10 protein-coding genes are annotated in these 14,560 nt (G+C 50.5%); 3 read left to right on the plus strand and 7 right to left on the minus strand.

Annotation, left to right across the window (positions count from 1 at the left end):
• Positions 1-5 precede the first annotated feature (5 nt).
• The 3 genes from B153_RS0125895 to B153_RS35905 all read left to right on the plus strand — a co-directional run bounded on the left by B153_RS0125895 (position 6) and on the right by B153_RS35905 (position 3,252).
• Positions 6-965, plus strand: coding sequence for a Kelch repeat-containing protein (locus tag B153_RS0125895; RefSeq protein WP_245564950.1), 960 nt, complete (start codon positions 6-8; stop codon positions 963-965).
• 97 nt (positions 966-1,062) lie between these two features.
• Entirely contained in the window at positions 1,063-2,445 is a 1,383-nt protein-coding gene (locus tag B153_RS0125900) for a POT family MFS transporter (RefSeq protein ID WP_020599663.1), read from the plus strand.
• A gap of 255 nt (positions 2,446-2,700) precedes the next feature.
• Positions 2,701-3,252, plus strand: a complete 552-nt coding sequence (locus B153_RS35905; protein ID WP_026262461.1) for an RNA polymerase sigma factor — start codon at positions 2,701-2,703, stop codon at positions 3,250-3,252.
• A 179-nt stretch (positions 3,253-3,431) separates the two neighbouring features.
• Here the strand turns inward: B153_RS35905 and B153_RS0125910 are convergent, their stop codons facing one another.
• The 7 genes from B153_RS0125910 to B153_RS0125940 all read right to left on the minus strand — a co-directional run bounded on the left by B153_RS0125910 (position 3,432) and on the right by B153_RS0125940 (position 14,544).
• The gene (locus B153_RS0125910) at positions 3,432-4,571 is read right to left on the minus strand and encodes a glycerate kinase (RefSeq protein WP_020599665.1); all 1,140 of its coding nucleotides are present in this window, start codon (positions 4,569-4,571) and stop codon (positions 3,432-3,434) included.
• 53 nt (positions 4,572-4,624) lie between these two features.
• Positions 4,625-6,781, minus strand: a complete 2,157-nt coding sequence (locus B153_RS0125915; RefSeq protein WP_020599666.1) for a hypothetical protein — start codon at positions 6,779-6,781, stop codon at positions 4,625-4,627.
• 114 nt (positions 6,782-6,895) lie between these two features.
• Complete coding sequence (locus B153_RS0125920; RefSeq protein WP_020599667.1) at positions 6,896-7,855, minus strand: D-2-hydroxyacid dehydrogenase; 960 nt, start codon at positions 7,853-7,855, stop codon at positions 6,896-6,898.
• A gap of 121 nt (positions 7,856-7,976) precedes the next feature.
• The gene (locus tag B153_RS0125925; protein ID WP_026262462.1) at positions 7,977-8,888 is read right to left on the minus strand and encodes a sugar phosphate isomerase/epimerase family protein; all 912 of its coding nucleotides are present in this window, start codon (positions 8,886-8,888) and stop codon (positions 7,977-7,979) included.
• A 79-nt stretch (positions 8,889-8,967) separates the two neighbouring features.
• The gene (locus B153_RS0125930) at positions 8,968-10,734 is read right to left on the minus strand and encodes an L-lactate permease (protein WP_020599669.1); all 1,767 of its coding nucleotides are present in this window, start codon (positions 10,732-10,734) and stop codon (positions 8,968-8,970) included.
• A gap of 88 nt (positions 10,735-10,822) precedes the next feature.
• Positions 10,823-13,009 carry an alpha-amylase family protein gene (locus B153_RS0125935; protein WP_020599670.1) on the minus strand — a complete coding sequence of 729 codons (2,187 nt, stop codon included), beginning with the start codon at positions 13,007-13,009 and terminating at the stop codon, positions 10,823-10,825.
• Between the two features lie 98 nt (positions 13,010-13,107).
• Positions 13,108-14,544, minus strand: coding sequence for a RagB/SusD family nutrient uptake outer membrane protein (locus tag B153_RS0125940; protein ID WP_026262463.1), 1,437 nt, complete (start codon positions 14,542-14,544; stop codon positions 13,108-13,110).
• Positions 14,545-14,560: the final 16 nt, after the last annotated feature.

Below are 14,560 nucleotides of genomic sequence, written 5' to 3' on the forward strand. Positions count from 1 at the left end.
AATACATGAAAATCAAGCTTCTATGGATGTGTATAGGCGTCGGCCTTTTGAGTCTGCTGGACGGCTGTACAGAAATGACGTCAGTAAATACCACCTTGGGAGACTGGACGGCAAAATCAGCGTTGGAGGGCGTCGGCCGTTCCGGAGCAACTGGTTTTGTTATTGGCAGCGTAGCTTACCTGGGCACCGGGCAGGATGCATCGAAAAATGCACTTACCGATTTCTGGGCGTATGATCCAGCCAGTAACGCCTGGACGCAGAAAGCAGCATTTCCCGGAAAAGGCCGAAGCGAAGCCGTTGGTTTTGCCATTGGGACGAAGGGGTATCTGGGTACTGGGGCCGATGCACAGGGCAACATGTTTCGGGATATGTATGCGTATGATACCTATAGCAACACCTGGCAGCGCGTGGCCGACTTTAGCGGAACCTCCCGCAGATCGGCAGTTGGCTTCAGCCTGTATGACGTTGGCTTTATTGGATTGGGTTTTGATGGGAGTGAACGGGCTGATCTTTGGCGCTATAACCCTTCGGCCAACATCTGGACACAGCGAAAATACTTTAGTAATACGGCTCGTGTAGGGGCTGTAGCCTTTGTGGTCAATAACCTGGTGTATGTAGGTATGGGCAGTTCGGGCGGAAACAATCGCAACGATTTATGGCAATACGATATGGACCAGGATACCTGGACTCAACGGCAAAGTTTGCCCGCATCCATACCTTCCAGTTCGTATGGGGTCAGTTTCACGATTAATGGGACAGGCTATGTCGTAACGGGTACTACAACCATAAACAATGTGCTAGCCTATACGCCCGGTACGGATTCCTGGGCGATAAAAGGCTCGTTTGAAGGGGCTTCCCGGTCTAAAGCCGTTGGTTTTTCGGTCGGTTCGAGAGGGTATGTGACAACGGGATTAACCGGAAATGCACCACTTGATGATACGTGGGCATACGATCCGTCGTATTGATGCGGCTTGCCACTTTTCGGGGATGAGGGTATATTTACAGCTATTTTTTCGTTATTTACCCATATTCTTTGGCAAACTAATCGATTCTCAAAACTGAATGGAAGCTACACCAGCTCAAACCGACGCAAAATCTGCTGCTACATATCCCCGGAGTATCCCTTTTATTATTGGCAACGAAGCTGCCGAACGGTTCAGTTTCTACGGCATGCGCTCCATTCTTAGTACGTTTCTGGTAGCCCAGTTTTTTAACCCCACGCATAATCCGGCGCTGCAATCGGTGGCTGAAGCCAAGGCAAATGACCAGGTTCATTTTTTCGTAGCACTGGCTTACTTCATGCCGTTGATCGGTGGACTGGTGGCCGACTGGTTTTTCGGAAAGTACAAAGTGATTCTGTACGTGTCGATGATCTATTGCGTAGGGCACTTGTTTCTGGCGCTGTTCGATACGGACCTGGAGTGGTTTACGTATGGGTTGCTGCTGATTGCGATTGGTGCGGGTGGAATTAAGTCCTGTGTATCGGCCAATGTGGGTGACCAGTTCGATCAGTCGAATCAGCACCTGATGTCGAAAATATACGGATGGTTTTATTTTAGTATCAATTCGGGGTCGGTCATCGCGACTATGCTCATTCCGTATTTGTATGCTACGTATGGAGCCAGTGTTGCCTTTGGTGTGCCGGGTATCCTGATGGCGTTGGCTACTCTGATTTTCTGGTTGGGTCGTGATCGCTACGTTAAAGTGCCGCCGATTGGTCTGAAAAATGCGCTGGCCGATGTGCAGATGTGGAAAGAGAACCTGGGAGCTATGGGGCGGGTGCTCTCCGTCTTTATTTTTATTCCGGTATTCTGGGCGCTCTGGGATCAGAACCTGTCGGAGTGGGTATTGCAGGCCACCAAGCTCGACCTGACCCTGGTGGATGGGTTTACCGTGCTGCCCGAACAGGTTCAAACTGTGAATCCCTTCTTTTTGGTAACTATGATTCCTGTTTTCACCTACGGGGTTTATCCGTTGCTGGAGCGACTGGGCGTAAAGGTTACTCCACTTCGGAAAATGGGGGTAGGTTTTCTGTTGGCGGGAGTGTCGTTTGTTATTATTGCCCAGTTGCAGGAGCGGATCGATGCCGGCCAGCACCCAACGGTCTGGTGGCAAATTCTGGCTTATCTGGTGTTATCGGCCAGTGAAGTACTAGTGTCGGTAACGAGCCTGGAGTATGCGTATACCCATTCGCCCAAAGCCATTAAAAGCCTGATGTCGTCGTTCTACCTGCTGGTGATTTCGGCAGGTAACTTATTTGTGTCCTTCGTCAACCAGAGTATTGCGAACAAAGGGTTTTTCTCCCGGTTCGAAGGGGCCAATTATTACTGGTTCTTTGTTGAACTGATGGCTGTTAATTTGGTCCTTTATCTCATTGCGACAGCCTTTGTTAAGGAAAAAGTGTACGTAGGACAGACAGAAGAAACGGGTCACCTACCTGAATAAATCCGATAACCCTCCAATAGTACGAAAGCCAAATGAAGCGCCAGGAGCCTCGTTTGGCTTTTGTACTATTGGGAGGTTTTGTTTGATAAATGTAACTGAGAACCTGCCGATAATTGGTGTAATAAGTAGATATACACCGCTCAGTAAATAAATTGTTACTCAGAAGGGCTTTTTTGATCTAAAGAATAAAATCACACATACTTAAATTTAGATTTTATAATTAGTGTACACTAAACTTGTTGTTTAACCTAACGCATGTTCACTTCATTGACTGATGAAGAACTACTTCGTCAATGTTTACCATCGCAGCCGAATCAATGTTTTGAAACACTTTATAATCGATATGTTAATAAGGTTTATCGTCGTTGTTTATCAATGACCAAAGATGCTGACCAGGCTCAGGATTTTACACATGACATTTTTATAAAGGTATTCAATAAACTTGATGCGTTTCAGGAGCGATCAAGCTTTTCGACCTGGCTCTATTCCATTGCGTTTAATTATTGCTCGGATCAGTTGCGACTGGCTAAACGGCTGCCGACAACGGCCATCGAAGAAGAACTGGAAGAAAATAGAGCTGAGTCGACAGAAACACACTTGCATGAAGAAACCCTTCATATTGTGAAACAGGCTATGGATAAGCTTTCTCAAAAAGAAAGGGCCCTGCTCCGGTTGAAGTATGAGGATGGTATGAGTATTGACGAAATTGCCCAGTTATACGATCTGAAACCCAGTGCGGTGAAAATGCGGCTGAAGCGAAGCCGTGAGAAAATATACAGCCTTTGCGCCCAGCACGTTTTGAATTGAACAGATAATATTGAAATTTTTTTCTGCTTTTGTGTGACTAAAAGTTTTATTTAACGTCAAAAGGTTGATTAAATGTTACTGTTGTTGTGAATAGGGTTCGGTCGATTAGCGATCGGGCTTTTTGGTTTATATAGACAATCAACTCGTAACAAAGTATATGTAGCTTATTTACTGCATTTTTATTGTCTGGTTTTCAATAGGTTACCTAGCTGTTGCGCTGTTCGAATTAAGTTTTGCCTGGTATTCGTAAGGGCTGTGGGCAAATCGGTTGGCCCATTGCCGATGGCCAGCAGCATATCGAAATACTTACCTAGTCCATCATGTTGATCAAGCGGTATTTTCCCGGCGAGGCCAATAACGGGTAAATTTTTCGCTTTCGCCCGAAACGCTACGCCATAAGGCCCTTTGCCATGTAGGGTCTGTTCGTCGATACTTCCCTCACCCGTAATGACCAGATCGGCATCCGCTAACGCTTCGTCAAAGCGGGTGAAGTCGAGGAAAAACTCAATCCCATTGATCAGTTTGGCCTTCAGAAAGGTGTAAAGTCCGGCCGACACTCCCCCGGCTGCTCCCCCATGTTTAACAGCGGCCATATCGATGCCCGTTAAGGACTGAGCCACATTCGCCAGGGTAGCCAGCCCGGCATCCAGCGTTTGCACCGCTTCGGGGGTAGCGCCTTTCTGGGGGCCAAATACAGCCGCTGAACCCTGATCGCCCAGGAGTGTATTGTCGACATCACATAGAATAGAAATGTCGCAGGTAAATACGCGCGGTTCCAGTTTCGAAACATCGATCGTTGTGATTTCGGTAAATCGGCCCGGTTCGGTAAGATCGTTACCCGATGCATCGAGAAAACGAATGCCTAAAGCCCGTAATATACCTGTGCCGCCGTCGACCGTGGCTGAGCCGCCAATGGCCAGAACAAGTTGGGTAACGCCCATATCCAGCGCCAGTTTAATCAGTTCGCCAGTCCCAAACGACGTAGCCCTCAAGGGGTTCAGTTCACTGGGGTCAACCAGATGAAGCCCTGATGCGCTGGCCATTTCAATAATAGCGGTTTTGCCCTTGGCGACGAGTCCGAACGAAGCGGTTATTTTTCGTCCGAAGGGATCATCGACTTCGGCCGAAACCCGCTGGCCGTTGTGCTTTCGAATCATCAGTTCGCCCGTTCCATCGCCCCCATCGCCAATGGGGAAGCATTCACACGTACAGTCGAGCGTACTCTGTTGAAATCCTTCCTGAATGGCAAGGGCAGCATCCAGCGCATTAAGACTGTGTTTAAACGCATTAGGGGCAATGAGAATGCGGGTCTGTGGCATAAGGGTAAGGAAGAAAAGACAAAATTACTTTTTTAGGTGGCTTGTTTGTTTGGCTATCGATACAAGCTGACCAGCATCTCGAAGTCATCGACTTTCGGCACGATACACTCGACCCAGCCATTGGTCTGGGTAAACGGCAAATGGGTACCTGCCCGCATCAGTCTTAGTTGCTTAACGGGTTTAGCGGGCTTGAAACGAACACGTGTATTTTGAATGGAGATTGGTTCGCGAAGCGACGCGCCGATTTGACCTGAGTGGTTGATCAGACCGATCCACTCGAAAGCACTGTTTCGGTTGGCCAGATGTGTCATTTCGATCAGGGGTGATGCATTGGTTTTGAGTGAACTGGCCGTTTGTAAGATAGTTTGGAGAGCGGCAATAAATAAAGCCCGGTGACCGTGATGGCCTTTGAACTCATATTGGGTGCCCAGGCGCCAGGGGATAAAAACGGTTTTGCCCTGCCCATACGTATTGGCTACTAATCCTGGAGCGTCGGTAATGTCGGTGGCAGTAAAGTACGATTTTTCGGGCGGGCCAAAGCGGGTATTCGGTACTAATCGCAGGTAAGACTGAGCCGATCCGCTGGGCTTGCAGTTGAGCAGGTCGGAATACATCATCAACAAATCGAGGTCTTTGAACCCGTCGGCTCCCAGCGTTTTTTTGTCGGCCTGACTGATTTGGAGGTAGGTCGATTTGGTTTGCGGAAATAGTTCGTAGTCTGGTAAAACCCCCAACGACTTCAGCCGAATACGTTTGAGTGGTTTACCTGTTTCATCATTGGTTGAACTGAACCCGGTGACCAGCAGTTTTCCGCCTTTCTGCACATACTCATCCAGTTGAGCCGTGAGCTGGTCCGACATATTGGCGACATCACCCACCAGGATGGCATCATACGCCTGCAACGGCTGGGGAGCAGTTTTGCTGCCGACGGTAGCGGGTTCGATGATGTCGTACATGATGTGTTCTTCGGAAAGCAGCTTGATCATTCCCCGGTATTCTTTTTCCGACCCTTTCAGCAGACCGACGTGACTCACGGGTTTCAGGTTGGTAAAGAATGCTTCATGCTTCTTATGAAAGCCGTACAGGTCGTTCAGGATGGGGATGAATACGCGGTCGTCCTGATTTACGAGCGTGCCAATGACGTTGAAATCGAGGGGAGCACCGTTGAGCATATTACCAAGCAGCCACACCCGGCCGATGTTTGGTGAAGTGGCGGTATGGCGGAACGGAATGGCCAGAAAATAAATGAAGACATTACTGGGCGTTTTGTCTTTGTATGACCCCAATACACGCTTGACGTGGTCGGTGCCGGAGTAATTCCACTCGTAATTGTCGGTTAGCCAGGAACTGGATTCGTCACGGATCATATCCACTCCGGCATCAGCATAGGTGTTGACGACCAGGTTGGGGTTCAGCTTTTTGATAAACTCGCCCGTTTTATAGAATAACTCGTCGGCTGTAGTTTTCTTGAAGGTATTGTACCGTCGGAACACCGGATCGCTCATATCAGCTTTGGTGGGGAGCGTCAGCCCTGTTTCGTCGTGAAATCGCTTTTGGCAGTTATTACACTGGCAAATACCGTGGTACGTGCCGCTATAGTCCGACGTGGTGTAGCCGATCATGTTGAAGAAAATACCATCGAATGAGTACTGGGTAATAGCCTCTTTCAGAATCTCGAATCCGTAGTTCTGCTGATAGCCACCGTTGATACAGGTGTGGACCTGCCCGTTGTAATTTACGTGCTGCCCGCTGGTGCCTACATATAGCCAGTCGGGCTTTTGAGCGGCAAACGTTTCGTTGATTTTACTAAAATCGAACCGTCCGATGACTTTTATGCCCTTCGCATGAAGTTTACGGACCAAGTCGCCCACCAGATCTCCTTTCATATGCTGATTGACAAAGTGGTAGGTCAGTTTGCTGGGGTAGTTGGCCACAATACCGCCCACGTTCAGCATCACCACGGTAGCCGACGCATCGACCATCGACTGAACGTACGCGTCGGTATCCATGAGAGCGTCGATTTCGCGCAGATTGGTCTGGATCAGCCGAACCGGGGTCCGATTCCACCAACTGCCGTCGTAACTTCCCGGATTAAGGGAGGTAAGGTCGAATTTCTGCGCTTTCGATGTCGACGGTGCGGCTTGCCCAAATCCCCTACTTGCGATCAGAATATGGAGGACAAAACCCAGAAGGTATGTAGTCGATTTCATAGATAAAGGAGGTTTAGGGGTAGGAATTCAAAGGCAATGAACACCTGAGGAGCTTATTCGGCGGCTACCGGACAAGCTCCCGATCAGGGAAGAAAATGGGTTAAAATGAAACGGTTAGGTATTGACCACGTTAACCGGATTGCCAGCCAGATAGGCTTCCAGGTTCGCGATGGTAATAGCCATCAATCGTGACCGGGCTTCTTTGGTTGCCCAGGCAATGTGCGGGGTAATCAGGCAGTTTTTGGCCGTAAACAGCGGGTTGTCGGCAGCAGGCGGTTCAACTGATAGCACATCAATACCCGCTCCGGCAATCACATCGCTGTTGAGTGCATTGGCCAAATCCTGATCGACAATGATTGGCCCACGGGACGTATTGAGCAAAAACGCCGTTGGTTTCATCCGCTTCAGGTTTTCCTGATTGATCAACCCTTTGGTTTCGGGCGTTAGTGGGCAATGAATACTCACTACGTCCGATTGCTCCAGAATTTCCGGTACGTCGGCCCAGCGGAAATTAGGTCGGTGCGACTGGTCCGTCTGGTGCCGTTTGGAACCCAGAATGTTCATGCCAAAGGCTGTGGCAATATCGCCGACTTTCTCACCGATACTACCGAACCCAATGATACCCATCGTTTTGCCAGCGAGTTCGATAAGGGGATAATCCCAATAACACCAGTCGGCCGATTTCGCCCATTTACCGTCTTTTACGGTATCGCTATGGTGTTTGACATGCTGGGTCAGTTCGAGCAATAAAGCGAAAGTCATCTGCACAACCGAGGCCGTTCCATAGCCGGGTACATTGCTGACAATAATCCCTTTTGCTTTAGCGACCTCTGTGTTAACGATGTTGTAGCCGGTGGCCAGTACGCCAATAAATTTCAGATTGGGTAGGTTTTCCAGAACGTCTTCACCCAGCGGAGTTTTGTTCGTAAAAAGGACTTCGGCATCGGCAGCCCGCTCCAGTACTTTGTCGGCTGGTGTGCGGTCGTATACGGTTAATTCGCCCAATTGTTCAATACCTTCCCAGGTCAAATCGCCGGGGTTCAGGGTGTATCCATCCAGTACTACAATCTTCATGTTTGTTCGGTCTCGATTAGGATAGAACACGGATTTTTATGATGATTATGATTTCTGCGGATCATGACAAATCATAATCATCATAAAAATCCGTGTTCTATTGTCTGTGTTATAGATTACCTTACACCCGCGCCCAGGCTTCGTTCAGGGTGCGTTTGGCGTTGGCAATTACGACATCCGGGTCTTCATCGCCAAATGGTTTGACTTCAAAGCTAAAGATTGGCGGGTTTTCGGTATTCAGATAGCCTATGTCGAGCAGCACTTTCAGGTAATGCGCTACTTCGGCCACATCGTTTTCGCCATTCGGAAAGCCAAAGCGGGGGTGTACATCCCCATAAGCGGGCATGTCGGGGCTTTTGACCACACAGTTGCCAACGTGGGCGTGGGTGATGTAATCTTTTACGGGCAGCAGCGACTCTTCAATGGTTTCGTGAATGAGCGGAATGTGGCTCAGGTCGACCATCAGCCCGAAATGATCGTGGGTTTTCCGGATTTCCTGCGCGTACCGTAAGGCCAGATCTGCCGGGCCGATCAGCGATTTTTTATCGACATCGTAATCGAACACTTCCAGTGAGATCTTCATATCGCCCTTGCTCTTGGCGTAGGCGCAGAGTTCGTTCGTCGAATCGACCAGCAGTTGAAACGCATTTTCTTTGTCTGCTTCATCGTATCGGCCACTCAGAAATGAAAAGCCCGAAGCCCCCAATTCATAGGCCTGATCGATGCCTTCCTTGGCATTGGCGAGTGCCTTCTGACGACCGTCTTCGTTGGTATCGTTGAGATTAAGTCCGGTAGTAAGTAATCGAGGCTGGGCCGCAAAAGCCACCTGCATATGCGAGGCTTCCAGCAGGCGTTTTACGTTCTGACGAATATCGGGATCGTTAACAGTGGTAATTTCAATAGCGTTGAAATAATCGTCGAGAACTACTTTTTTGATGGTTTCGACGATGGGCCCGTCTCCTTTCATGGTTTCGGGGAAAGCCATAAAGTGGACCAGGCCAACCTTCATGTAGTGGCTAAGTGGAGCAGTCATAAAATGGAATCGTATACGAGAAAAGAATAAGATGCCTACGGCCTCTACGAGCAGAGACGAAAAAGGTAGCCTGTACTACTTAGTTGGCAGGAGCCGGAGTTTGCGTTTTCTTTTTAGTTGTAAGTACCAAAATGGCTAATACGGCTAGGAGAACGGCCAGACCAATGAGATAGGTATAGCCCTTCGACAAGTCGGGAACGACTGTGGCTTTTGTTCCCGCTACCTTTTCATAAACCGGTATTATCCATTGAAACACATAGGCTTGCCCTAACGTGATCAGGCAGATGAAGCCCAACATAATGAAACTGTGCTTGACCGTAAACCGGAACAGATCCGACTCCTTGCCCACCAGATCACCAGCCGCTGCCGCCACAGCTATCGACTGGGGCGAAATCATCTTACCCACTACACCACCCGATACATTAGCCCCTACACTCACCACCGGATCTACGCCAATGGATTGCGCTGTGGCATACTGTAGCTTACTGAACAGAGCATTGGCTGAGGTGTCGGACCCGGTGATAAATACCCCCAGCCAGCCCAACACCGGCGCGAAAAAAGGGAACAGAACACCTGTTTGTGCCAACGATTCTGCCAGGGTGAGCGTAATGCCCGAATCATTCACGATATAGGCAAACCCCAGTACAGAAGCGATAGTCAGAACAGGAAATCGTAATTGGTGCAACGTAGCGCCAAAGACCTGTAGCCCTTGCCGATAGGTCAACCCGACCAGCGGTATGGTCACCAGCGAGGCAATCAGAATAGCCGTACCTGCCGCCGAGAGGTAGTTGAACTTGAACACTTTAGCCAACAACGTCCCGTCCTGGCCCTGAATGGCATTGTGCAGACCCGGAAACTCAAACTGAAGCTGGCCGTGGGCGTTGAGCACATCCTTGATCGAATGCAACCCCCAGAAGATGACCATGATGGTCAAGAGCAGGAATGGGCTCCAGGCTCGCAGTAGCTCCCCCCCCGAATACTGAATGGAGCTATCGAAAGTAGCCGCCGGTTCGTTGGCAAACCGCCAGACGGTTTTGGGTTTCCAAAAACGCAGAAAGGTCATCAGACAGATGATCGATCCCAGTCCTGCAATTACATCGGGCAGGGCTGGCCCCAGATAGTTGGCCGAAAACCACTGCAACAAGGCAAACGCTCCGCCCGACACCAGCACGGCAGGCAATACTTCCTGAGCTTTTTTAAACCCGGCAATGATGGTCACCAGATAAAACGGCAGGATCACCGACAGAATGGGCAGGGTGCGGCCCACCATCTGGGAGATGGGCAGTTCGGGAATGCCCGATACCTGGGAGGCTACCGTGATGGGAATGCCGATGGAGCCAAAGGCTACCGGGGCGGTATTGGCAATCAGGCAGATGCCGGAGGCATAGAGGGGGTTGAAGCCGAGTCCGACGAGCATGGCGGCCGTGATGGCGACGGGGGCACCGAATCCGGCTGTACCTTCGAGGAAGGCTCCGAAGGAGAAGGCGATGAGCAGGGCCTGGAGTCGTCGGTCGGAGGTGATGGATGCCATGAAATGTTTGATGATGTCGAACTGTCCGGCCTTAACGGTGAGGTTGAAGAGGAATACGGCCATGATCACCAGCCAGCAGATGGGAAACAGGCCATAGAGTGCTCCGTGTAGAATCGACAGCCCGGCCAGTTGAATGGGCATTTTATAGACGGCAATGGCAATGAGCATGGCCAGAGCCGTCGCGATAAGGGCAGCCTGGTAGCCTTTCATCTTGCGGATAATCAGCGCCCAGAAGATGAACAGGATGGGTAGGGCGGCTACGATTACCGATAGTGGGAGGTTACCAAACGGGTCTATTACTTGTTTCCAGGTCATAAGTTGGTTGGGTTTGGGCTACTTTTATTCGTTCAGGGACTCCCGTGTCTGTGTCCTCACCAACACGGGAGCCGGAGCTTTTACATGTTTAGGCCAGATCCAGAGCCACAATTTCATGATCGACTATTTTGGGAATTGCTACCATGAGCTTGCCGCCTTTGATCTCAAATTTAGGTTTTTGCTCACTCATCAATAGTTTTACCCCCGTTACTTTGGCCCCTGGCGGAACAGCTACAGAGACCTGAGCCTCAATAGGGATTAGCTCCCGGAACGGCCCCTTCATCATCATCGGATTGGTCAGGTTAACCAGGTGAACAGTCATCGAATTCGCCTGTCGCCATACATGTACATCAATCACACCGGGGCCGGTTACGGTGGCAATGGGTTCCTCATCTAATGCCCAATTTACTACATTGCTGAGAAGCTGACCGTGATCGACGCCCAGTAGTTGCCAAAACGACCGATCCAGATCGCCCGGGATGTAGGCCACCCGACCTTTGCCAATCTGTCGCAGGTATAATTCGCGCGTATCGGTTTGCGGCACACGCGGGTATACGTCTTCCATTGGTAAGTCGGGGTAGGTTGGGATGAGCGTGACCGGGCTGGGGAAATTGGTCGCCGTAGGTTTGACGTTGACTTTGTAAATGGCATTGATGATGCGCGGGGTATCTTCTAGTCCTCTGAGAATCAGTTGCGTCTGGCTGTCTTTGCCGCCCTGTTGCAGATGGAGGTAGCTGTTCCGCAAGGGACCTTCTACTTTCTGGTCGTAAGATACACCGAACAGACTCGCCAGCCCGAAATCAGACCGTTGTTTGCCGTCTTCATCGTACAGCGAGGTTTCGAACGTAGCCATAACGCTGCCACCTTTCTCGACAAAGGCCTGTATCTGTTTACACTGCGCATCGGAAAGAGCGGCAATATTGGGAAGGATCAGCAACTTGAACCGCTTAAGGTCGTCGGCCGTGAGCAGTCGGTCGTTCACCATGTCGAACGGAATCCGATTTTCTACCAGATTGTGGTACATACCGTCGAGGTGATCCCCACTTTTCTGCTGCCAGGGTTTTCCACCGTAGTTACGGTCGGTTTGTTCGGAATAAACCAGCCCAACTCTGGCCATTGGTGCGGTGTTGCGGAGGTATTTCTCGTTCTTGTAATAACCTTCGTACAACTTCGCTACAGATTCCATCCAGCGTTTGTCGTAGATGTCGCCCCCGAATTTTACAAAGCAGGGACGCATGCCATTGGCGGTTCCTTCGGCAACCCAGATTCGTATTTCGGCATCACTCTGTACCGAATCCTTCCACCGAAATTCTTCTTCAATACCCACGCTGAAAATACCGATGAGGGGTTTCATACCCAGCGTCGAGCGGAGTTCTTTAGCCCCTTTGCCATTGGCCCAGGGCGGAATTAGGCCCCGGCGAGCCTGCTGATCGGCGAAGAACAGATCGGCCTCTTTTCCCGTCATGACTTTGTCTGGGAAACCGTTAGGAATGAATCGGGCGCTGGGTTTTATTTGCCGGATGCCCGCATCCCAGGTCGCCCACACTTCCCGAAGCCGTTTCATGCGCCATTCTGCCCATTTGCGGTAGGTAGGGTCAAGCTTGTCGATTTTCTGGGGCAGATCCAGACCGGAGTAGGCTTTGAAATTACGCTGGCAGCTATCGCAGTAGCAGGTATCATGGCCATGCCAGCGGTTCGAGAAAATACCTTCCGGCTGGAATTTCTCCATGATCTCCTTGTTGACTAAAGTCATAAAGTCGAAGCTGTAAGGTCCTAACGCGCAGGTAACCCACAGATCAGGATTGGCCCAGTGACGACGTTTCTGCCCATCGGCGGTTACCGCTATCCACTCGGGGTGTGCGTCGTACACATCCTGCCGTACAGCGTGGGGATCGGTGCGAAGCATGATCTTCATGCCCTGCTTTTTGCAGCCTTCGACCAGATAGCCTAGTGTATCCGAATTGCCCATGAAGTCGCTCCGGTGGTGCAGCGGAATCTGGGTTGGATAAAAGGCCACGATGCCACCAGCACTGAGTAAGGCCCCATCGGCATGAATCCGCTTGAAGTAATTTAGCCAGAAATCGGGATCGTAGTGGCCGGGGTCGCGTTCCACGAAGGCCAGTTGTACCCAGCGCATGGGGCCATCGAGCCAGTAGGTTTCGGCAGGAGCTGCGCCCGGCGTCAGGAGGGAGGGGTATGCCAGCAGCGGTGCGCCTGAGAGAGCATAGGCACCACCCAGAAGGCCACTGGTTTTTATAAAGTCTCTTCGTTCCATAAGAATGGGTGAGTTCAAAAACTCACGTTAGGTCATCGGGTGTTGAAGGGCCGGTCAGGCTTTTGAGAAAATGAGTGTGGATAGTACCAACCTATCTGTTATTCGTATCCGGGATTCTGGGGGAAAATCGTCCGGTTGTTGATGAGCTGAATCTGACTTAACGGAATGGCAAATACCGTCATGTAGTCTTTCATACCCAACGATTTGAGGGTGTCGAATGCCCGTCCTGTTCTGACCAGGTCGAACCAGCGGACTCCTTCAAATGCTAACTCCAGCCGACGCTCCCGGTAAATTTTCTCCCGTAATTCATCTTTGCTCAAATCACTGTAAGGGGCCACACCCGCCCGGGTACGAACCTGATTGATAAAAGGCAGTGCCTGAGCCGTTTTACCGTTTTCATTGAGGGCTTCAGCATACATGAGTAGCACGTCGGCATAGCGGATGACCTTCCAGTTGGCCCGACTGTCGTTGCCGGTTGCGACGGGTGTAATATATTTTTTGGTGTACCCCTGCGACGTAGCTGAAGGAAGTTTTACGGGATTGCCGTTCTTATCGATGAAAAAGTCTTTCTGTACGGTAATATCTTTACGACGGTCATCGGCGGTGAAGAGGGCAATCAGGCCGGGCGATGGTGAGTTGGCCTCGGTCAGTCCGCCTTTTACACCGTATACATCGGCCATAGCGGCCGAATTAGGAAAAAAACGGTTGGTAAATACACTACCTTCGCCGATGCCTTCTTCGTATTCGATGTCGAAAATGTATTCGCTGTGGTGCTCGTCTTTGGTGTACACAAACAGGTCGTTGAAATTGGGCAGCAGCGAATACCCCAGCGTGGTTACTTCCTGAAGTTTGGCTTCGGCTTTTACAAAATCCTTGCGGGTCATGTACACGCGTCCCAGAATGGCTTTGGCGGCTCCTTTGGTTGCCCGGCCTACATCGGTTCCAGTATATCGGGTTGGTAGGACACTCTCCGCATCCATCAGATCTTTGATGATGATTTCATCGTAGATCCTGTCGGCTTTTTCACGGGCCAGCTTGTAGGCTTCGTCGGTCGTGGCGGGTTTGGTGAGCATGGGAACGTCCCCGAAAATGCGGACCAGATCGAAGTAGGCAAAGGCGCGTAAAAATTTAGCCTCGGCCATGTGGCGATTCTTGTTGGTGACAACCGCTGGGTCGGCATTTTCGATCCGGGTCAGGATAGTATTGGTCCGGTTGATGATGTTGTAGTAGTTCCGCCAGGTGGTTCGGAGCAGATCGTTGTCGCTGCTCAGAATGAACGCATCCGAGAAATACCAGGGGTCGGTTTTAACAACTTCCTGACGCGCGTCGTCGCCCCGCATATCGCCAAAAATCCAGAAATCCTGGTATTGCAGTTGCAGGGTGTTGTAGGCGGCCACCACAGCGTCCTGATAATCTTTGTCGGTTTTGTAGAGCGCATCGACGCTCACGGTGGAAACGGGCGGCACTTCAATAAAGTTTTTGCAGGAAACCATCAGCAGTGCGGTCAATGCAAAAAGGGAGAGTAAGGTTTTCATGATCGTATTTTTTGCA

It is taken from the genome of Spirosoma panaciterrae DSM 21099 (assembly GCF_000374025.1).
Lineage (GTDB): Bacteria > Bacteroidota > Bacteroidia > Cytophagales > Spirosomataceae > Spirosoma > Spirosoma panaciterrae.